Annotated in this window: 18 protein-coding genes and 1 pseudogene; 4 read left to right on the top strand and 15 right to left on the bottom strand. The window is 59.8% G+C overall.

The genetic code is table 11. The features are described 5' to 3' along the window. Positions 1–8: 8 nt before the first annotated feature. From AC1DVH_RS11900 to AC1DVH_RS11890, 3 genes are read left to right on the top strand one after another with little or no spacing between them, the layout of a single operon-like run. Complete coding sequence (locus AC1DVH_RS11900) at positions 9–809, top strand: carbohydrate ABC transporter permease (RefSeq protein WP_110662253.1); 801 nt, start codon at positions 9–11, stop codon at positions 807–809. 10 nt (positions 810–819) lie between these two features. Next, a complete protein-coding gene (locus AC1DVH_RS11895; RefSeq protein ID WP_095943787.1) occupies positions 820–1092 on the top strand; it encodes a DUF2160 domain-containing protein in 273 nt (90 codons plus the stop codon). Positions 1093–1139: 47 nt separating this feature from the next. Next, entirely contained in the window at positions 1140–2882 is a 1743-nt protein-coding gene (locus tag AC1DVH_RS11890) for an ABC transporter substrate-binding protein (RefSeq protein WP_477753959.1), read from the top strand. Between the two features lie 197 nt (positions 2883–3079). Here the strand turns inward: AC1DVH_RS11890 and AC1DVH_RS11885 are convergent, their stop codons facing one another. The 15 genes from AC1DVH_RS11885 to AC1DVH_RS11815 all read right to left on the bottom strand — a co-directional run bounded on the left by AC1DVH_RS11885 (position 3080) and on the right by AC1DVH_RS11815 (position 19044). After that, positions 3080–3457: a type II toxin-antitoxin system VapC family toxin gene (locus tag AC1DVH_RS11885; RefSeq protein WP_477753958.1), complete on the bottom strand. Its 378-nt coding sequence runs from the start codon at positions 3455–3457 to the stop codon at positions 3080–3082. After that, entirely contained in the window at positions 3454–3837 is a 384-nt protein-coding gene (locus AC1DVH_RS11880; protein WP_477753957.1) for a type II toxin-antitoxin system Phd/YefM family antitoxin, read from the bottom strand. The genes AC1DVH_RS11885 and AC1DVH_RS11880 overlap by 4 nt, the downstream gene beginning before the upstream one ends. A gap of 266 nt (positions 3838–4103) precedes the next feature. Then, positions 4104–5567, bottom strand: a complete 1464-nt coding sequence (gene nuoN / locus AC1DVH_RS11875; RefSeq protein ID WP_108217843.1) for an NADH-quinone oxidoreductase subunit NuoN — start codon at positions 5565–5567, stop codon at positions 4104–4106. Positions 5568–5574: 7 nt separating this feature from the next. Then, positions 5575–7107 (bottom strand): NADH-quinone oxidoreductase subunit M, encoded by a 1533-nt coding sequence (gene nuoM, locus AC1DVH_RS11870; protein WP_477753956.1) that lies wholly within the window; start codon positions 7105–7107, stop codon positions 5575–5577. Between the two features lie 39 nt (positions 7108–7146). Beyond that, positions 7147–9000, bottom strand: a complete 1854-nt coding sequence (gene nuoL, locus AC1DVH_RS11865) for an NADH-quinone oxidoreductase subunit L (protein ID WP_477753955.1) — start codon at positions 8998–9000, stop codon at positions 7147–7149. Continuing rightward, positions 8997–9305 (bottom strand): NADH-quinone oxidoreductase subunit NuoK, encoded by a 309-nt coding sequence (gene nuoK / locus AC1DVH_RS11860; RefSeq protein ID WP_007946416.1) that lies wholly within the window; start codon positions 9303–9305, stop codon positions 8997–8999. The genes nuoL and nuoK overlap by 4 nt, the downstream gene beginning before the upstream one ends. 2 nt (positions 9306–9307) lie before the next feature. Further along, positions 9308–9811, bottom strand: coding sequence for an NADH-quinone oxidoreductase subunit J (gene nuoJ / locus AC1DVH_RS11855; RefSeq protein WP_046037836.1), 504 nt, complete (start codon positions 9809–9811; stop codon positions 9308–9310). 9 nt (positions 9812–9820) lie between these two features. Beyond that, positions 9821–10366, bottom strand: a complete 546-nt coding sequence (gene nuoI, locus AC1DVH_RS11850) for an NADH-quinone oxidoreductase subunit NuoI (RefSeq protein WP_477753954.1) — start codon at positions 10364–10366, stop codon at positions 9821–9823. Between the two features lie 12 nt (positions 10367–10378). Beyond that, on the bottom strand, positions 10379–11386 hold the full coding sequence (nuoH, locus tag AC1DVH_RS11845; RefSeq protein WP_046037838.1) for an NADH-quinone oxidoreductase subunit NuoH: 1008 nt from the start codon (positions 11384–11386) through the stop codon (positions 10379–10381). After that, positions 11383–14097, bottom strand: coding sequence for an NADH-quinone oxidoreductase subunit NuoG (gene nuoG / locus AC1DVH_RS11840; RefSeq protein WP_477753953.1), 2715 nt, complete (start codon positions 14095–14097; stop codon positions 11383–11385). The genes nuoH and nuoG overlap by 4 nt, the downstream gene beginning before the upstream one ends. Before the next feature lie 137 nt (positions 14098–14234). Continuing rightward, a complete protein-coding gene (nuoF, locus tag AC1DVH_RS11835; RefSeq protein ID WP_477753952.1) occupies positions 14235–15590 on the bottom strand; it encodes an NADH-quinone oxidoreductase subunit NuoF in 1356 nt (451 codons plus the stop codon). Further along, positions 15587–16084, bottom strand: a complete 498-nt coding sequence (gene nuoE / locus AC1DVH_RS11830; RefSeq protein ID WP_008053447.1) for an NADH-quinone oxidoreductase subunit NuoE — start codon at positions 16082–16084, stop codon at positions 15587–15589. Before nuoE ends, nuoF begins: the two co-directional genes overlap by 4 nt. Before the next feature lie 2 nt (positions 16085–16086). Next, entirely contained in the window at positions 16087–17871 is a 1785-nt protein-coding gene (gene nuoC, locus AC1DVH_RS11825) for an NADH-quinone oxidoreductase subunit C/D (protein ID WP_477753951.1), read from the bottom strand. A 74-nt stretch (positions 17872–17945) separates the two neighbouring features. Next, complete coding sequence (locus AC1DVH_RS11820) at positions 17946–18620, bottom strand: NuoB/complex I 20 kDa subunit family protein (protein WP_046037844.1); 675 nt, start codon at positions 18618–18620, stop codon at positions 17946–17948. A 10-nt stretch (positions 18621–18630) separates the two neighbouring features. Next, the gene (locus tag AC1DVH_RS11815; protein WP_003223812.1) at positions 18631–19044 is read right to left on the bottom strand and encodes an NADH-quinone oxidoreductase subunit A; all 414 of its coding nucleotides are present in this window, start codon (positions 19042–19044) and stop codon (positions 18631–18633) included. A 450-nt stretch (positions 19045–19494) separates the two neighbouring features. Between AC1DVH_RS11815 and AC1DVH_RS11810 the strand changes: the two are divergent. Further along, a pseudogene (locus AC1DVH_RS11810) lies at positions 19495–19641 on the top strand (isocitrate lyase); the annotation flags it as partial. Between the last annotated feature and the right edge of the window lie 52 nt (positions 19642–19693).

Genomic DNA, 19693 nt, shown 5'->3' with positions numbered 1-19693 from the left:
ACCGCGCCATGAGCAAAAGAAAACTTATCCCCTTGCTGCTCTACATCCTGTTCCTGCTGGTGCCGATCTACTGGCTGCTGAACATGTCCTTCAAGAGCAACACCGAAATCCTCGGCGGCCTGACGCTTTTCCCACAGGATTTCACCCTGGCCAACTACAAGGTGATCTTCACCGATCCGAGCTGGTACACCGGCTACATCAACTCGGCGTACTACGTGAGCCTGAACACGATCATTTCCCTGACCGTGGCGCTACCGGCGGCCTATGCCTTCTCGCGCTACCGCTTCCTCGGTGACAAGCACCTGTTCTTCTGGTTGCTGACCAACCGCATGGCGCCGCCGGCGGTGTTCCTGTTGCCGTTCTTCCAGCTGTATTCCTCGATCGGCTTGTTCGATACCCACATCGCCGTGGCCCTGGCCCACTGCCTGTTCAACGTGCCGCTGGCGGTATGGATTCTCGAAGGCTTCATGTCCGGCGTGCCCAAGGAAATCGACGAAACCGCCTACATCGATGGCTATAGCTTTCCCAAGTTCTTCGTGAAGATTTTCATCCCGCTGATCGGCTCCGGCATCGGTGTCACGGCGTTCTTCTGCTTCATGTTTTCCTGGGTCGAACTGCTGCTGGCGCGAACCCTCACCTCGGTGAACGCCAAACCCATCGCGGCGGTAATGACCCGCACCGTCTCGGCATCCGGTATCGACTGGGGGGTACTGGCGGCGGCGGGGGTGTTGACCATCCTGCCGGGCATGCTGGTGATCTGGTTTGTTCGCAACCACGTGGCCAAGGGCTTTGCCCTGGGCCGGGTATGAGGAACTGATGATGGAATGGATGAGCTGGACCGTCCCCACGGCGGCATTCTTCAGCGTGATTGCCCTGATTCTGGTGGTCATGACCACCTGGGAATTACGTTCGCCGAGCATCCTTCGGCGTGGTTTTCTGCCGATTGCCACCACCCGTGGCGATCGCTTGTTTATCGGTCTTCTCGGCAGCGCCTACCTGCACTTGCTGGTAATCGGCGTCACCGACTGGAGCATCTGGGTCGCCTTCGCGATGTCCCTGGTGTGGCTGTTGGCTGTGATGCGTTGGGGCTAGTCGAATCGCTCGGCAATGTTGCTCCGAAACTTAAACAGGAGGTCTCTATGTTCGACAAAAACAATAAGCTGCGACATAGCATTTCATTGGCAGCCATGCTGGCACTCAGCGGTTTGAGCGCATCTGCCTGGGCCGATGCCTACGAAGATGCCGCGAAAAAATGGATAGGCAGCGAGTTCAAGCCGTCCACCCTGACGGCCGATCAGCAGCTCGCGGAATTGAAGTGGTTCATCAAGGCGGCGGAGCCATTCCGCGGGATGGACATCAAGGTGGTGTCGGAAACCATTGCCACCCACGAGTACGAGTCCAAGGTGCTGACCAAGGCCTTCACCGAAATCACCGGCATCAAAGTGACCCACGACTTGCTGCAAGAAGGCGACGTGGTGGAAAAATTGCAGACCGTGATGCAATCGGACAAGAGCATCTATGACGGCTGGGTCAACGACTCGGACCTGATCGGCACGCACTTTCGTTACGGCAAGACGGAATCGATCACCGACCTGATGGCCAACGAGGGCAAGAACTTCACCTCACCGACCCTGGACATCAAGGACTTCATCGGCATCTCGTTCACCACCGCGCCGGACGGCAAGATCTACCAGTTACCTGACCAGCAGTTCGCCAACCTCTACTGGTTTCGCGCTGACTGGTTCGAACGCGCAGACCTCAAGGCCAAGTTCAAGGAAAAGTACGGCTATGAGCTGGGCGTGCCGGTGAACTGGTCAGCCTATGAAGACATCGCCAAATTCTTCAGCGAAGACGTCAAGGAAATCGACGGCAAACGCGTCTACGGGCACATGGACTACGGCAAGAAAGACCCGTCACTGGGCTGGCGCTTCACCGATGCCTGGTTCTCCATGGCCGGTGGCGGCGACAAGGGGCTGCCCAACGGTTTGCCGGTGGACGAGTGGGGCATCCGCGTCGAGGATTGCCATCCGGTGGGTTCCAGCGTAACCCGCGGCGGCGACACCAACGGCCCGGCGGCGGTGTTCGCCACCACCAAGTATGTCGACTGGATGAAGAAGTACGCGCCACCGGAAGCGGCGGGCATGACCTTCTCCGAATCAGGTCCGGTGCCGTCCCAGGGCAACATCGCCCAGCAGATCTTCTGGTACACCGCCTTCACCGCCGACATGACCAAACCGGGTCTTGCGGTGATGAACGCCGACGGCACGCCGAAATGGCGCATGGCGCCGTCACCGCGCGGACCGTACTGGGAAGAGGGCATGAAGCTGGGGTATCAGGACGTGGGTTCCTGGACCTTCATGAAATCCACGCCTGAGAAGCAGAAACTGGCGGCCTGGCTCTATGCGCAGTTCGTGACCTCGAAAACCGTGTCGCTGAAGAAGACCATCGTCGGCCTGACGCCGATTCGCGAGTCGGACATCAACTCGCAAGCGATGACCGACCTGGCGCCGAAACTCGGTGGCCTGGTGGAGTTCTACCGCAGCCCGGCCCGCGTGCAATGGACCCCGACCGGGACCAACGTGCCTGATTATCCTCGCCTCGCGCAGTTGTGGTGGAGCCACATCGCCGAAGCCGCCAGCGGCGAGAAAACCCCGCAAGAGGCGCTGGACGGCCTGGCCAAGGATCAGGACGCAATCATGAGCCGTCTGGAACGCTCGAAGGCACAAGCCACCTGCGCCCCGAAAATGAACCCGGAACGCGATGCGCAATACTGGTTCGACCAGCCGGGCGCACCGAAGCCGAAACTGGCGAATGAGAAGCCTAAGGGCGAGACCGTGAGCTACAGCGAACTGCTGAAATCGTGGGAGGCGGCGCGTAAGTAAAATGGTTGTAATGTGAAAGGCGAGCGGCACCGGAAGGTGCCGTTTTTGTTGGTGTCTGTTCCACCGTCATCGCGAGCAAGCTCGCTCCCACAGGTTTTGTGTCATACACAAAATCTGCGGGTATCCTCGGTCACTGTGGGAGCGAGCTTGCTCGCGATGGGGGCGTTACGGTCAAAGCATGTATTACCGCAGACCGATCAGACCAAAACAGCCAAATCCGTGTACTGAGCAACCACGGAATCGGCGGTGAGGAGTCTCATGGGTTCTGTGATGGCCGTTGCAATAATCAAACGGTCGAAAGGGTCACGATGGTGATGCTCGAGGTCTTTTACGGCAATGGCGTGTTCTGACGTTACCGGCAACTCGATGAAGCCGCTTTCGAGGCAGTATTGACGGATCTCCTCCAGATCGACGTTCAGCTTTCCTAGCCCGAGCTTGATTGCCATCTCCCAGAATGTCGCTGCACTGATGTAAATGTCGGCGGCGTTTTCAATGATCTTTCTGGCCTTGCCAGTTAGCCTTGGATCATCACTGAGAGTCCAAAGCAGAACATGGGTGTCAAGCAGAACCCTCATTCGTGAGTTCCCTCAAAAGCATCCAGCATGTCGTCGGGCAGGGGGGCGTCAAAGTCTTGAGGAAGAACCAGTTTGCCTTTCATCGCTCCGATACGCTGTGCGCAAGGTTTTCCCACGGGAACCAGACGAGCCAGGGCTCGACCATGTTTGGCAATCGTAATGATCTGTCCGGCTGCTGCATCATCGACGAGTTTGGACAGGTTGTTTTTTGCTTCGGCCAGCGGAACGACGATCATGGCGTTTCTCCTGAATTCTGGACAAATATAGCCAGAATTCAGAGCGCCGACAAAGGCAAGCTGACGATAGGTCAAATCGTCATGTGTCAAATTGGGTGAGTAATCAAAACTGCTGTCCCGCAACGTATAGGTTTCCCGTTTCATGGAATGCTCCGAATGGCTTTTCACGCACCATAGCGATCGGTAGCAATGATCGGATGTCAGCTATTCCATACCGTCGCTCAAGCATCTTCTTAAAATGGGTAGGGAAAAAAGCTCAAAAGATCGCAGCCTGCGGCAGCTCCTACAGGGTGTAAGCCATCCCGATGTAGGAGCTGCCGCAGGCTGCGATCTTTTGATCTTTGATCCCAAACGCAAAAACGGCACCCGAAGGTGCCGTTTCTGTTTACTACCGAGTGTCGCTCAAGCGATCAACCCGCCAGGCCCGACTGTTGAACCAGGTTCAACAACGGTTGTGGGTACAGGCCGAGGAAGAACGCCAGTACCGCGATGGCCAGCAGCATCACGCCGCCTGCACGTTGTTCCCAGTGCAGTTGGGCGTCGACTCGACGCAGGTTCGGTTCGATCAGGTACAGGGTGACCATCACACGCAGGTAGTAGAACACGCCGATGGCGCTGCCCAGTACCAGGGAGCCGACCAGCCACCATTGGTGCGATTCGACACCGGTGGCGATGATGTAGAACTTGCCGATGAAGCCCGCGGTCAGCGGGATACCGGCCAGGGACAGCATCATCACGGTCAGTACGGCGGTCAGGTACGGACGGCGCCAGAACAGACCGCGGTATTCGTACAGGGCGTCTGCGTCACGGCCTTTGTACGGCGAGGACATCAGGGTGATCACACCGAAAGCACCGAGGCTGGTGATCACGTAGGTGACCAGGTACACGCCGATGGCTTCCACGGCCAGACCCTTGCTCGCCACCAGGGCGATCAGCAGGTAGCCGAAGTGGGCGATGGACGAGTAACCCAGCAGACGCTTGAGGTTGCTCTGGGTCAGGGCCAGCAGGTTACCGAACAGGATCGACGCGATGGCGATGATGGTCAGCACGTTGCTCAGCACGCCGCTGCTCGCCGCTGGCGAGATCTGGAACAGACGCACCATCACCGCGAACACGGCAACCTTGGAAGCGGTAGCGAGGAACGCTGCAACCGGTGCCGGAGCACCTTCGTAGACGTCCGGAGTCCAGAGGTGGAAGGGTACCAGCGACAGCTTGAACGCCAGGCCGATCAGCATCATGCCCAGGCCCAATTGAGCCAGAGAGCTTGGCAGGCCAGTAGCCGCCAGCGCCTGGCCGATGCCGACGAAGCTCAGGGAACCGGCGTCAGCGTAGAGCAGGGCCATACCGAACAACAGGAACGCGGAACCGGCAGCCGACAGCACCATGTACTTGATGCCGGCTTCCAGCGAACGCTTGTTGAAGAAGGCATAGGCCACCAGACCGTAGACCGGTACCGAGAGCAGTTCCAGACCGACGAACAACCCGGCCAGGTGCTGCGCGCTGACCAGCACCAGGCCACCGGCGGCGGCCATCAGGATCAGCAGGTACAGTTCTTCACGGTTGCCCGGGTAACCCGTGCCGCCATCGCCGAGGTAGGCATGGGCGAGGGTCACACAGGCGAGGGTGGCGACCAGGATCAGCGCCATGTACAGGCAGGCGAAGCTGTCGATCTGCAGCAATGGGGTCACGGCCAGGGGCGCGACTTTCAGGGCAGGCAGGATCGACAGCAGTGCCAGGTTCAGACCCGCCACCGACAGCAGGAAGGTCTGGGAGTGGTTGCGGCGCCAGGCGATCGCCAGCATCACCACGATGATCGTGGCGCTGGTGATCAACAACGGCGCTAGCGCGATAAAGTGTTGAGTCGTGAATTCCATAGCGCTCTTACCGGGCCGAAGCGAGTTGAGTGAAGGCGGTGCCGAGCCATTGCTGCACGCCATGCATCGTAGCGGCAGAGGTATCGAGGAACGGTTGTGGGTACACGCCGATGTAAATCAGCAGTGCGGCCAGACCGACCACCATGATCATTTCGCGACCGTCCATGCCATGTAACACCGCGTCCGATTTCGACGGGCCGAAGTAGGCACGGTGGATCATGATCAGCGAGTAGACCGAACCGAACACCAGGCCGGACGTCGCGATGATGGTGACCCATGGAGCGATCGGGAAGGTGCCGATCAGAATCAGGAACTCACCGACAAAGTTACCGGTCGCCGGCAAGCCCAGGGAAGCTGCTGCGAAGAACAGGCTTAAGGCTGGCAGGTAAGCGATCTTCGACCACAGGCCACCCATCTCGCGCATGTCGCGGGTGTGGGTACGCTCGTACAACTGACCGGAGAGGATAAAGAGTGCCGCCGCCGACAGACCGTGCGCCAGCATCTGCATCACCGCACCCTGCAGCGCCAGTTGGCTGCCGGAGTAGATGCCGATCAGTACGAAGCCCATGTGGGAAACGGACGAGAAGGCAATCAGGCGCTTGATGTCGGTTTGCGCGAACGCCAGGAACGCACCGTAGAAAATCCCGATCAGACCCAGGGTCATCGCAAACGGCGCGAACTCGGCCGAGGCATTCGGGAACAGCGGCAGGGCGAAACGCAGCAGGCCATACGCCGCAGTCTTCAACAAGATACCGGCCAGGTCCACGGAACCCGCGGTCGGCGCCTGGGCGTGAGCGTCAGGCAGCCAGGAGTGGAACGGCACGACCGGCAACTTGACCGCGAAGGCGATGAAGAAGCCGAGCATCAGGATGTACTCGGTAGTCGTCGACATCCTGGTTTTCAACAGATCGGCGTAGTTGAAAGTAATCACGCCGGTGTCGTTGAAGTTGACCAGTACCAGACCCAGGATCGCCACCAGCATGATCAGGCCGGAAGCCTGAGTGAAGATGAAGAACTTGGTCGCCGCGTAGATCCGGGTTTTCTTGCCGTCCGAAGAACTGTGACCCCAGAGCGCGATGAGGAAGTACATCGGCACCAGCATCATTTCCCAGAAGAAGAAGAACATGAACAGGTCGAGGGCGAGGAACACGCCGACGACACCGCCCAGGATCCACATCAGGTTCAGGTGGAAGAAGCCAACGTGACGCTGGATCTCTTTCCACGAGCAGAGTACCGAGAGGACACCCAGCAGACCGGTCAGCATGATCATCAACAGCGACAGGCCGTCGAGGGCCAGGTGCACATTGATGCCGAAGCGCTGGATCCAGACGTGTTTGAACTCAAGCGCCCAGGTCGGATCGGCACCCGGTGCCGGAGCAAATGAATAGTCACCGTTGGCCCACAGCCAGAGGCCGAGGGAGAGCAGCAGGGACATGGTGATCAGCGCAATCCAGCGCGGGAGGGTGGCGCCGAAGCGCTCACCCATCCAGCACAGCAGGCCGCCGATGAAGGGGATCAGGATTAGCCAAGGCAGAATCATGACGGGTTCGTTTCCTTTCGCAAATTCGCAAGGTTCATATCAGACCGCTACCAGCACGACGGCGCCAATGACCAGCACGGCACCAGCAGCCATCGAGGCGGCGTACCAACGCAGTTGACCGGTCTCGGTACGGCTCAGGGCGGTGTGACCGCCTTTGGCCATGCGCGGGATCAGACCGATGGTCTGGTCGAGCGGGTCTTTGCGCAGGATGTGGCTGATCGCCAGGTACGGCTTGACGAACAGTTTGTCGTAGATCCAGTCGAAGCCCCAGGCAGCGAACCACCAGGCCGAGAGGATGCGGCCGATGCCGCTGTTGGCGATGCCGGTGACGAAGCGACGCTTGCCGAGGAACAGCAGCGCGGCCAGCAGGATACCGGACAGGGCGATGGCGCCCGAAGCGATTTCCAGACTGTGCTTGGCTTCGCCGCCGGCATGGCCGACGCTTTCCGGCAACACACCRTGCAGCGGCGGAACGATCATCGCGCCGACGAAGGTCGACAGTACGATCAGCACCGACAGTGGCAGCCAGTGAGCGATACCGTGACCAGCGTGGGCTTCGGTCTTCGCTTCACCGTGGAACGCGATGAAGATCAGGCGGAAGGTGTACAGCGAAGTCATGAACGCGCCGACCAGACCCGCGTAAAGCAGACCGTTGTTGCCGCTGGCGAACGCTTCCCAGAGGATTTCGTCCTTGGAGTAGAAGCCTGCGGTCACCAGAGGCAGGGCCGCCAGGGCCGCGCCGCCGACGATGAAACTGGCGTAGGCCAGTGGCAGTTTCTTCCACAGGCCGCCCATCTTGAAGATGTTCTGCTCGTGGTGGCAGGCAACGATCACCGCACCGGACGCAAGGAACAGCAGGGCCTTGAAGAAGGCGTGGGTCATCAGGTGGAAGATCGCGCCATCCCAGGCACCAACGCCCAGGGCCAGGAACATGTAGCCGATCTGGCTCATGGTCGAGTAGGCGAGGATACGCTTGATGTCAGTCTGAACCAGTGCGGCGAAACCTGCGAGAACCAGGGTCACACCGCCAACGATGCCCACCAGGTGCAGGATTTCCGGCGCCAGGGTGAACAGGCCGTGGGTACGGGCAATCAGGTAGACACCGGCGGTCACCATGGTTGCGGCGTGGATCAGTGCCGAAACCGGAGTCGGGCCGGCCATCGCATCCGCCAGCCAGGTTTGCAGCGGCAGTTGCGCGGATTTACCGACAGCGCCGCCCAGCAGCATCAAGGTAGCCATGACCATCCAGAAATCGCCGGACTGGAATTTCTGCGGAGCCAGCACCAGCAGTTCCTGGATGTTCAGGGTGCCCAGTTGGGCAAACAGAATGAACAGGCCGATGGCCATGAACACGTCGCCGATACGGGTCACGATGAAGGCCTTGAGTGCGGCGTTACCGTTGTTGCGGTTGCTGTAGTAGAAACCGATCAACAGGTACGAGCACAGGCCCACGCCTTCCCAACCGAAGTACACGAACAGCAGGTTATCGGCCAGGACCAGGAACAGCATGCTGGCGATAAACAGGTTGGTGTAGGCGAAGAAACGCGAGTAGCCGTCTTCACCGCGCATGTACCAGGAGGCGAACAGGTGGATCAGGAAGCCGACGCCAACCACCACACCGAGCATGGTTACGGACAGGCCATCCAGGTGCAGGGCGAAGTTCGGCGTGAAGCCTTCCACCGCCATCCACTGCCACAACACCAGGGTGTAGTGACCGCCTTCCGGCGGGGCGACGTTGAACTGCCAGATCACATAGGCCGCGACGATCGCCGACAGGCCAATGGAGCCGACGCCGATCAGCGCCGAAAGGTTTTCCGAGAGACGGCCGCGAGAAAACGCCAGCAGCACAAAACCGATCAGGGGGAACAGGAAAGTCAGATAGAGAAGGTTCATCCGCGCATCTCACTGGCAGCGTCGATATCGAGCGTGTGGAAGCGGCGATACAGTTGCAGCAGGATCGCCAGGCCAATACTGGCCTCGGCGGCTGCCAGGCTGATCACCAGGATGAACATGATCTGTCCATCCGGCTGCGCCCAGCGGCTACCGGCAACGATGAACGCCAGGGCGGAGGCATTCATCATGACCTCCAGGCTCATCAGCACGAAAAGGATGTTGCGGCGGACCATCAGGCCGACCAGGCCGAGGCAGAACAGGATGCCGGCGACCGCCAGACCATGCTCCATGGGGATAGCAGGCATCGTCATTGCTCCTTGGCTTCGTTGCGGCCCAAGTGGAACGCCGTGACGGCTGCGGCGAGCAGCAGCATCGAGGCGAGTTCGACCACCAGCAGGTAAGGACCGAACAGGCTGATGCCCACGGCCTTGGCGTCTACGGTGGTGTGGCCGATGGCTTCACCGGTCTGGTGGGAGAACAGCACATACAGCAGTTCCACCAGCAGCAGCGCAGCGAGGAGGACCGGGCCGCCCCAGATGCCGGGCTTGAGCCAGGCGCGCTCTTGCTGAGCCGAGGCCGGGCCCAGGTTCAGCATCATCACCACGAACACGAACAGCACCATGATGGCGCCAGCGTAGGCGATCACTTCCAGGACACCGGCAAACGGTGCGCCGAGGGCGAAGAACGTCATCGCCACGGCGATCAGCGAAATGATCAGGTAGAGCAGGGCGTGCACAGGGTTGGTGTTGGTGATCACGCGAAGCGTGGACACCACAGCGATACCCGATGCGAAATAGAAAGCGAATTCCATCTTTCTTCCTTAAGGCAGCAAGCTCTTCACGTTGATCGGTTCGGCTTCATTCTGCGCGGAGCCTTTCGGCTTCCCGGCAATCGCCATACCTGCAACACGATAGAAGTTGTAATCAGGGTTTTTGCCGGGGCCGGAGATCAGCAGATCTTCTTTCTCGTAAACCAGGTCCTGACGTTTGAACTCGGCCATTTCGAAATCCGGCGTCAGCTGGATCGCGGTGGTCGGGCAGGCTTCCTCGCAGAGGCCGCAGAAAATGCAGCGCGAGAAGTTGATGCGGAAGAAGTCCGGGTACCAGCGACCGTCTTCGGTTTCAGCTTTCTGCAGCGAGATGCAACCAACCGGGCAGGCCACGGCGCACAGGTTGCAGGCTACACAACGTTCTTCGCCATCAGGGTCGCGGGTCAGGACGATACGCCCACGGTAGCGCGGCGGCAGGTAGACCGGTTCTTCCGGGTACTGCAGCGTGTCGCGCTTGTGGAAGGCGTGGCTGAAAATCATCACCAGGCTACGAAGCTGGGTGTAGAAGCCATGCACGATGTCAAAAATGTACTTCATGATTCTCTATCCTCACTGAGCCGCGACGGCGGGCGTGTTGAGCAACACGATCGCAGCGGTCACCAGCATGTTGACGAGGGTCAGCGGCAGGCAGAACTTCCAGCTGAAATCCATCACTTGGTCATACCGTGGGCGCGGAATCGAGGCGCGCAGCAGGATGAAGAACATGATGAAGAACGCGGTTTTCAACGCGAACCAGATGAACGGGATCTGCGGCAGGATGCCGAACGGACCGTGCCAGCCACCGAAGAACAAGGTCACCAGCAGCGCCGAAATCAACACGATGCCGATGTACTCGCCGACGAAGAACATGCCCCATTTCATGCCGGCGTATTCAATGTGGTAACCGTCGGCCAGTTCCTGCTCCGCTTCCGGCTGGTCGAACGGGTGACGGTGAGTCACGGCGACGCCAGCGATGAAGAAGGTCAGGAAACCGAAGATCTGCGGAATGACGAACCACAGGTTCTGCGCTTGATATTCAACGATGTCGCGCATGTTGAACGAGCCGACCTGGATCACGATGCCCATCAGCGACAGGCCCATGAACACTTCGTACGACACGGTCTGCGCCGAGGCACGCAAGCTGCCCAACAGGGCGAACTTGTTGTTGCTCGACCAGCCGGCGAACAGCACCGCGTAGACCGACAGGCCAGCCATGGCGAAGAAGAACAGGATGCCGATGTTGATGTCCGCGACACCCCAGGTCGGGGTGATCGGGATGATTGCGAAGGCAATCAGCAAGGCGCTCATGGCCACGACCGGCGCCAAAGTGAAGATCACTTTGTCGGCGAACGGCGGCGTCCAGTCTTCCTTGAAGAACATCTTGATCATGTCGGCCGCGATCTGGAATGCGCCGAACGGACCGACACGGTTCGGACCGTAACGGTCCTGCCAGAGGGCGAGCAGACGACGCTCGACCCAGCTCAGCAGGGCGCCGCAAACCACCACGGCAAGCAGAATCACCACGGCCTTGAGGACCGCGATGATGATGTCGATCACTTCAGGAGTGAACAAGGTCATTGAGCTGCCTCCTGCAGACCGTCAACGGAAAAGCCTGCGATCGCTGGCGGAATGCCGGCGATGCCCGCAGGCAATGCCACCAGACCGGCGCCCAGCTCTTCATTGATACGCAGTGGCAGACGCAGGGTCTGACCAGCCACGTTCAGGCTCAGCATGGCGCCATCGTTGACGCCCAAACGGTCGGCTTCGGACTTGGCCAGCGCAACATAAGCAGCCGGAATGCGTTCCTGAACCGGAGCGGCTTTCGAAGAGTTCTCTTCGCTGCCGAACAGGTGGAAGAACGGTACAACCTGCCAGGTGCCCTGGGCCGGATTGAACGCGCGCGGAACGCTGGCGAACCAGTTCAGCGAGTCACCGCTGCTTTCGATCAGGCGGGTGCCCGGGTCGCCAGCGCGGATGTGACCACCGACTTCGTCCTGGAACTTGTTCCAGGCTTGCGGCGAGTTCCAGCCCGGAGACCAGGCGAATGGCACTTGCTGACGCGGTTCGACCGAGCCCGAGTAACCTTCCATCGAGAAGTTGAACGCGGTGTCGTTGTCTTGCGGAGTACGCGGTTCATGCACGTTGATGTCGGCGCGCATGGCGGTACGACCGGAGTAACGCAGCGGTTCACGGGCCAGTTTCATGCCCTTGATGCGGAACGCGGCGGACGGTGCGGCATCGACAATGCGGTTCAGGATCGAGGTGCTGGAAGCGACAGCGGCGGTGACGTGGTCCAGTTGGGTCCAGTCGATTGGCTGGTTCAGCAGGGTCGCGCGCAGGGCATGCAGCCAGCGCCAGCCTTCGTGAACCAGGATGCTCGCGTCCATGTACTTCGGATCGAAGACCTGGAAGAAGCGCTGGGCGCGGCCTTCCTGGCTGACCAGGGTGCCGTCGCCTTCAGCGAAGCTGGCGGCTGGCAGAACCAGGTGCGCGCGATCGCTGGTGGCAGTCTTCTGATGGTCGGCGACGATCAGCACTTTGGCGGCGGTCAGGGCAGCATCGACACGGGCTTTGTCGGTACGGGTGTACAGATCGTTTTCCAGCACGACGATGGCGTCGGCCTTACCGTCGATCACCGCTTGTAGCGCGGCATCAACCGATTCGCCACCGAGCATGGCCAGGCCGAGGCTGTTGGCCTCTGGCACGATCAGGCTGATGGAACCGTCCTTCTCGCGCAGCTTCAGAGCTTTGGCAATGTTGGCAGCAGCCTCAATCAGCGCCTTGGAGCCCAGAGAGGTACCGGCGATGATCAGTGGGCGCTTGGCAGCGAGCAGGGCGTCGGCGATGCGCTTGGCCAGCTCGAGTGCTTCGCTGTCCAGGCCTTCAACGGCAGGAGCGCTGGCGTCGAGGGCGTGAGCTACGGCGAAACCGATGCGGGCCAGGTCGTCTGGAGCGGCGTGAACGCACTCTTCGGCGATGTCGTCGAGCTTGGTTTCAGCGATGCTTGCGATGAACAGCGGGTTCAGCGCGTGCTGGCCGATGTTCTTCACGGCGGCGTCGAGCCAAGGCTGGACGCGCATGGCGTCGGCCATGTCTTCGGCCTTGCCCTTGACCGATTGGCGCAGGGACAGGGCCATGCGCGCAGCAGTCTGGGTCAGGTCTTCACCGAGGACGAACACGGCGTCGTGGTCTTCGATGTCGCGCATGTTCGGCACTGGCAGCGGGCTGTCTTTCAGCACTTGCAGGACCAGACGGATGCGTTCCAGTTCGGAGGCTTCGATACCCGAGTAGAAGTGTTCGGCGCCGACCAGTTCACGCAACGCGTAGTTGCTTTCGAGGCTGGCGCGAGGCGAACCGATACCGACGATGTTGCGGCCGCGCAGCAGGTCAGCGGCTTTATCCAGCGCTTCGTCGAGGCTCAGCTTGGTGCCGTTGGCCAGCAGCGGTTGACGCGGGCGGTCTTCGCGGTTGACGTAGCCATAGCCGAAACGGCCACGGTCGCACAGGAAGTACTGGTTCACCGAACCGTTGAAACGGTTTTCGATACGACGCAGTTCACCGTAACGCTCGCCCGGGGAGATGTTGCAACCGCTGGAGCAGCCATGGCAGATGCTCGGCGAGAACTGCATGTCCCACTTGCGGTTGTAGCGCTCGGAGTGAGTCTTGTCGGTGAACACACCGGTCGGGCAGACCTCGGTGAGGTTGCCGGAGAACTCGCTTTCCAGGGTGCCGTCTTCAACGCGACCGAAGTACACGTTGTCGTGGGCGCCGTATACGCCCAAGTCGGTGCCGCCGGCGTAGTCTTTATAGAAGCGCACGCAACGGTAGCAAGCGATGCAGCGGTTCATTTCGTGGGAAATGAACGGGCCCAGTTGCTGGTTCTGGTGGGTACGTTTGGTGAAGCGGTAACGGCGCTCGTTGTGGCCGGTCATTACCGTCATGTCTTGCAGGTGGCAGTGACCGCCTTCTTCACAGACCGGGCAGTCGTGAGGGTGGTTGGTCATCAACCATTCAACAACGCTGGCGCGGAAGGCCTTGGACTCTTCATCTTCGATGGAGATCCAGGTGCCGTCGGTGGCAGGGGTCATGCAGGACATCACGATACGACCACGGGTGTCGTTCTCGTCGGTGTACTGCTTGACCGCGCACTGGCGGCAAGCGCCAACGCTGCCAAGGGCAGGGTGCCAGCAGAAATAAGGGATATCGAGGCCTAGCGACAGACATGCCTGTAACAGGTTGTCTGCCCCATCGACTTCGAGCTCTTTGCCGTCTACGTGGATAGTGGCCATGGTTCAAAGTTCTTCGTTGGCCCGGTGTCAGCGGGCGTGGCTAATGGAATCTTGTTATCCGCGTGAATCAACACAGCCGTTAAAGGCGTCATCACACGAAAAGCGAAGGGCACGGACCCTTCGCCTTTTTTAAGCGTTTACGCGCCGACCAGGATCGGCCTTGCCAGAGGCGGGACGGCGGCGCTGACTGGCGCGATACCGGCTTCGAACTCATGGCGGAAGTATTTGATCGCGCTGCCCAACGGCTCCACGGCGCCCGGTGCGTGAGCACAGAAGGTCTTGCCTGGGCCGAGGAAGCCGACCAGACCCAGCAGGGTCTCGATGTCGCCGGCTTGCCCTTCACCGTTCTCGATGGCCATCAGGAGCTTGACGCTCCATGGCAAGCCATCGCGGCACGGGGTGCAGAAGCCACAGGACTCGCGGGCGAAGAACTGTTCCATGTTGCGCAGCAGGGACACCATGTTGACGCTGTCGTCCACCGCCATGGCCAGGCCGGTACCCATACGGGTGCCCACTTTGGCGATGCCGCCGGCGTACATTTGTGCGTCCAGGTGTTCCGGCAACAGGAAGCCGGTACCGGCGCCGCCAGGCTGCCAGCACTTGAGCTTGTAACCGTCGCGCATGCCGCCGGCGTAGTCTTCGAACAGCTCGCGAGCGGTGACGCCGAATGGCAGTTCCCACAGGCCCGGGTTCTTCACCTTGCCGGAGAAGCCCATGAGCTTGGTGCCCATGTCTTCACTGCCTTCGCAGGCCAACGATTTGTACCAGTCCACGCCGTCGGCAATGATCGCCGGCACGTTGCACAGGGTCTCGACGTTGTTCACGCAAGTCGGCTTGCCCCACACGCCAACGGCGGCCGGGAACGGCGGCTTGGAGCGCGGGTTGGCGCGGCGGCCTTCGAGGGAGTTGATCAGTGCGGTTTCTTCACCGCAGATGTAACGCCCGGCGCCAGTGTGGACGAACAGTTCGAAATCAAAACCCGAACCCAGGATGTTCTTGCCCAGCAGGCCAGCTGCCTTGGCTTCTTCCACGGCACGGTTCAAGTGCTTGGCGGCGGTGGTGTACTCGCCACGCAGGAAGATGTAGCCACGGTAGGTTTTCAGCGCGCGGGCACTGATCAGCATGCCTTCGATCAGCAGATGGGGCAGTTGCTCCATCAGCATGCGGTCTTTCCAGGTGTTCGGCTCCATTTCATCCGCGTTGCACAGCAGGTAGCGGATGTTGATGGATTCGTCCTTTGGCATCAGGCCCCACTTCACGCCAGTGGGGAAGCCTGCACCGCCGCGGCCCTTGAGGCCGGAGTCTTTCACGGTCTGGACGATGTCGTCCTGAGCCATGTCGGCGAAGGCCTTGCGCGCAGCGGCGTAACCGTTCTTGGCCTGGTACTCGTCGAGCCATACGGCTTCGCCGTCGTCACGCAGACGCCAGGTCAGTGGGTGAGTCTCGGCCGAACGTTTGATGAGGTTGGCCGGACCGAAGGAAGTCAGGGTCATACGTAGCCCTCGAGCAATTTGGCAACGCCTGCTGGCTGCACATCACCGAAAGTGTCGTCGTCGATCATCAACGCCGGCGCCTTGTCGCAGTTGCCGAGGCAGCAGACCGGCAGCAGGGTGAAACGACCATCGGTGGTGGTCTGACCCAGGCCGATGCCCAGTTTGCTCTGGATTTCACTGACCACGGACTCGTGGCCGCCGATGTAGCAGACCATGCTGTCGCAGACGCGAATGATGTGACGGCCCACTGGCTGACGGAAGATCTGGCTATAGAACGTCGCCACACCTTCAACGTCGCTGGCCGGGATGCCGAGGATCTCGCCGATGGCGTACAGGGCGCCGTCCGGCACCCAGCCACGTTCCTTCTGGACGATCTTCAGGGCTTCGATCGACGCCGCTCGCGGGTCTTCGTAGTGATGCAACTCGTGCTCGATGGCCGAGCGCTCGGTTTCACTCAAGGTGAAACGGTCTGTCTGGATAAGCGTGCTGTTCATGCTTAGCGGTCCACGTCGGCCATAACGAAATCGATACTACCCAGGTACGCAATCAAGTCCGCGACCATGCTGCCTTTGATCACCGAAGGGATCTGCTGCAGGTGCGGGAAGCTTGGGGTACGAATCCGGGTGCGGTAGCTCATGGTGCCGCCATCGCTCGTCAGGTAATAACTGTTGATGCCCTTGGTCGCTTCGATCATCTGGAAGGATTCGTTGGCCGGCATGACCGGGCCCCACGAAACTTGCAGGAAGTGTGTGATCAAGGTTTCGATGTGCTGCAGGGTGCGCTCTTTCGGCGGCGGCGTGGTCAGCGGGTGATCCGCCTTGTACGGGCCTTCCGGCATGTTGCGCAGGCACTGGTCGATGATCCTGATGCTCTGGCGCATCTCCTCGACACGCACGATGCAGCGGTCATAGGCATCGCCATTGGCGGCCAGCGGCACTTCGAATTCGAAGTTCTCGTAGCCCGAGTACGGACGCGCTTTGCGCAGGTCGAAATCGCAACCGGTCGAACGCAGGCCGGCACCGGTGACGCCCCATTCCAGGGCCTCTTTGGTGTTGTAGTCGGCGACGCCGATGGTCCGGCCACGCAGGATGCTGTTGTCCAGTGCGGCTTTCTGGTATTCGTCCAGACGCTTGGGCATCCACTCGACGAAATCCTTGACCAGTTTTTCCCAGCCGCGCGGCAGGTCGTGGGCGACGCCACCGATGCGGTACCAGGCCGGGTGCAGGCGGAAACCGGTAATGGCTTCGATCACCGTGTACGCGCGCTGACGGTCGGTGAAAGTGAAGAACACCGGGGTCATGGCGCCGACGTCCTGGATGTAGGTACCCAAGAACAGCAGGTGGCTGGTGATCCGGAAGAACTCGGCCATCATGATGCGGATGACGTCGACCTTCTCCGGCACCTTGATGCCGGCCAGCTTCTCGACCGAGAGCACGTACGGCAGGTTGTTCATCACGCCGCCGAGGTAGTCGATACGGTCGGTGTATGGGATGAAGCTGTGCCAGGACTGACGCTCGGCCATCTTCTCGGCACCACGGTGGTGGTAACCGACGTCCGGTACGCAGTCGACGATCTCTTCACCGTCCAGCTGCAGGATGATGCGGAACGCACCGTGCGCGGACGGGTGGTTCGGGCCGAGGTTGAGGAACATGTAGTCCTCGTTCGGGCCGGAACGCTTCATGCCCCAGTCTTCCGGCTTGAAGCGCGCGGACTCTTCCTCGAGCTGCTGCTTGGCCAGGTTCAGGGTGAACGGGTCGAACTCGGTGGCACGCGCCGGGAAGTCCTTGCGCAGCGGGTGACCTTCCCAGGTCGGCGGCATCATGATGCGCGACAGGTGAGGGTGGCCTTTGAAGTCGATGCCGAACATGTCCCAGACTTCACGCTCGTACCAGTTGGCGTTCGGCCAGATGCTGGTGACGGTCGGTAAACTGAGGTCGCTCTCGGACAAGGCGACCTTGATCATTACGTCACTATTACGTTCGATCGACATCAAGTGATAGAACACGGAGAAGTCGACGCCGTTCGGCAGCCCTTGACGCTTGGTACGCAGACGCTCGTCCACGCCGTGCAGGTCATAGAGCATGACGTACGGCTTGGGCAGGTTGCGCAGGAAACCCAGGACTTCGACGAGTTTGGCGCGGGCAACCCAAAGCACCGGCATGCCGGTGCGGGTAGGCTGGGCGGTGAACGCCTCCGGGCCAAAACGGTTGTTCAGTTCGACGACCACATCCTGGTCGTCTGCCTTGTAAGGCGGGATGTACAGAGCACTGCCTGTAGTCATGGTTATTTTATCGCTTTCGGTCAACGTAAAGAATGAAGCCAGGTTCTCGTTCTATGGAAAGAAGCAGATCTGGATCAGACTTCGTCGGGGCTGCGCAGGTTGGTGACTGCGATTCGCTGTTCGCGGCGCTTTTCCTTCTCGGAAGGCATCTCGGCGCGATACACGCCTTGATCGCCGACGACCCAGGAAAGCGGGCGACGCTCCTGTCCAATCGACTCTTGCAAAAGCATCAAGCCTTGCAGGAAAGCCTCAGGGCGGGGCGGGCAGCCAGGCACGTAGACGTCCACGGGCAGGAACTTGTCCACCCCTTGAACGACGGAGTAGATGTCGTACATGCCACCGGAGTTGGCGCACGAACCCATGGAGATGACCCATTTAGGTTCGAGCATTTGCTCGTAGAGACGCTGAATGATCGGCGCCATCTTGATGAAGCAGGTACCGGCGATAACCATGAAATCCGCCTGGCGCGGTGATGCCCGGATAACCTCGGCGCCAAAGCGCGCGATGTCGTGGGGCGCCGTGAAGGCGGTGGTCATTTCCACGTAGCAGCACGAAAGACCGAAGTTATACGGCCACAGGGAGTTCTTGCGCCCCCAGTTGATCGTGCCGTTAAGCACGTCTTCGAGCTTGCCCATGAAAATGTTTTTGTGGACTTGATCTTCTAACGGATCGGAAACGGTTTCCCGCTGGCCAATCGGATACTGCTCGTTAGGAGCATCGGGGTCGATCCTGGTGAGATTGTATTGCATTGCCAAAGCCTCATTGTTTCAGCTTCGCTTGCCGCTTGCGCCGAGCTTCCGGAGCCCAGTCAAGGGCGCCCACTCGGAATAGGTAGACAAGGCCTGCCAACAGAATTGCTATGAAAACGAGAGCTTCGACGAATCCGGTCCAGCCGCTTTCGCGGACGGACACAGACCATGCAAAGAGAAAGAGGGCTTCGATATCGAAGATCACGAAGAGCATCGCGACCAGATAGAATTTGGCTGAGAGCCGCAAGCGGGCGCCACCTGTAGGTAGCATGCCGGACTCGAACGGTTCGTTTTTGCTGCGGCCCCAGGCTTTTGACCCAAGGAGGCTGGAGACGCCCAGCATGAAGGCACAGAGGCCGACAACGCCTAGAAGGAAAATGGCAAAGCCCCAGTTGTGGGCCATGAGTCCTGTCGCTTCGGGCATGCTGGTAATCCTTAACAGAGAGCAAAGGTCTCTGAGCTTGAAAAGAAACAAAGGCAGTGACGATATGTCGCAGCAATCAATCCCGCTGATTTTATGGCTAAACACCCGGCAAGTAAAATTCCTATAGCGAAATTTATTATAGGAATAAGGACATAGCGTGCCTCAAAACCCCCACAGGCCTTGCGGCTCGGGCATTAGCCGGCATTTCGTCAATTATGTTTTGTAGGGAATGTAACGAACATAGTTGTTGCTAAATGATAATCAGTATTGTTTGGCGTGGTTTTTAAACTGCTTGTCCTTCGGATGCTCGGGAAGTTGTCTTATATGGGCGTTACAGCAAGTAGCGGCGGGGCGTGTTTTAGCGGATTTTTCTGACAGAGATGGCGCTCTGGATCAATGTTTTTCCGGATCACCACCATCCCCTGTAGGAGCGAGCCTGCTCGCGATGAGGCTGACGCCGCCAAGGGTTACACCTTCGTGGCGCACCAGCAGGAAGTGGGCACCGGCTACTTCGACGACATGACTACCGTGATCCAGGGTGGCTCGTCTTCAGTGACCGCACTGACCGGTTCGACCGAAGAAGAACAGTTCCACTGATCTGCTTCGCCTGAGACATCAGCCGCTGCGGACCCGATAGAAAGCTAACTGC

It is taken from the genome of Pseudomonas sp. P4_C3 (assembly GCF_056402075.1).
Note: the sequence above shows the minus strand (reverse complement) of the source record. Positions and strands in the feature narration are given on the sequence as shown.

What these genes read in the sequence shown, in the direction of transcription:
- AC1DVH_RS11890 (WP_477753959.1), top strand. Translation starts at nt 1,140, where the DNA reads ATGTTCGACAAAAACAATAAGCTGCGACATAGCATTTCATTGGCAGCC.
- nuoI (WP_477753954.1), bottom strand. Translation starts at nt 10,366, where the DNA reads ATGAAGTACATTTTTGACATCGTGCATGGCTTCTACACCCAGCTTCGT.
- nuoE (WP_008053447.1), bottom strand. Translation starts at nt 16,084, where the DNA reads ATGAACAGCACGCTTATCCAGACAGACCGTTTCACCTTGAGTGAAACC.
- AC1DVH_RS11820 (WP_046037844.1), bottom strand. Translation starts at nt 18,620, where the DNA reads ATGCAATACAATCTCACCAGGATCGACCCCGATGCTCCTAACGAGCAG.
- nuoJ (WP_046037836.1), bottom strand. Translation starts at nt 9,811, where the DNA reads ATGGAATTCGCTTTCTATTTCGCATCGGGTATCGCTGTGGTGTCCACG.
- nuoN (WP_108217843.1), bottom strand. Translation starts at nt 5,567, where the DNA reads ATGGAATTCACGACTCAACACTTTATCGCGCTAGCGCCGTTGTTGATC.
- nuoC (WP_477753951.1), bottom strand. Translation starts at nt 17,871, where the DNA reads ATGACTACAGGCAGTGCTCTGTACATCCCGCCTTACAAGGCAGACGAC.
- AC1DVH_RS11900 (WP_110662253.1), top strand. Translation starts at nt 9, where the DNA reads ATGAGCAAAAGAAAACTTATCCCCTTGCTGCTCTACATCCTGTTCCTG.
- nuoH (WP_046037838.1), bottom strand. Translation starts at nt 11,386, where the DNA reads ATGACCTTGTTCACTCCTGAAGTGATCGACATCATCATCGCGGTCCTC.
- nuoM (WP_477753956.1), bottom strand. Translation starts at nt 7,107, where the DNA reads ATGATTCTGCCTTGGCTAATCCTGATCCCCTTCATCGGCGGCCTGCTG.
- nuoK (WP_007946416.1), bottom strand. Translation starts at nt 9,305, where the DNA reads ATGCCTGCTATCCCCATGGAGCATGGTCTGGCGGTCGCCGGCATCCTG.
- AC1DVH_RS11815 (WP_003223812.1), bottom strand. Translation starts at nt 19,044, where the DNA reads ATGCCCGAAGCGACAGGACTCATGGCCCACAACTGGGGCTTTGCCATT.
- AC1DVH_RS11880 (WP_477753957.1), bottom strand. Translation starts at nt 3,837, where the DNA reads ATGAAACGGGAAACCTATACGTTGCGGGACAGCAGTTTTGATTACTCA.
- nuoG (WP_477753953.1), bottom strand. Translation starts at nt 14,097, where the DNA reads ATGGCCACTATCCACGTAGACGGCAAAGAGCTCGAAGTCGATGGGGCA.
- AC1DVH_RS11885 (WP_477753958.1), bottom strand. Translation starts at nt 3,457, where the DNA reads ATGAGGGTTCTGCTTGACACCCATGTTCTGCTTTGGACTCTCAGTGAT.
- AC1DVH_RS11895 (WP_095943787.1), top strand. Translation starts at nt 820, where the DNA reads ATGGAATGGATGAGCTGGACCGTCCCCACGGCGGCATTCTTCAGCGTG.
- nuoF (WP_477753952.1), bottom strand. Translation starts at nt 15,590, where the DNA reads ATGACCCTGACTTCCTTCGGTCCGGCCAACCTCATCAAACGTTCGGCC.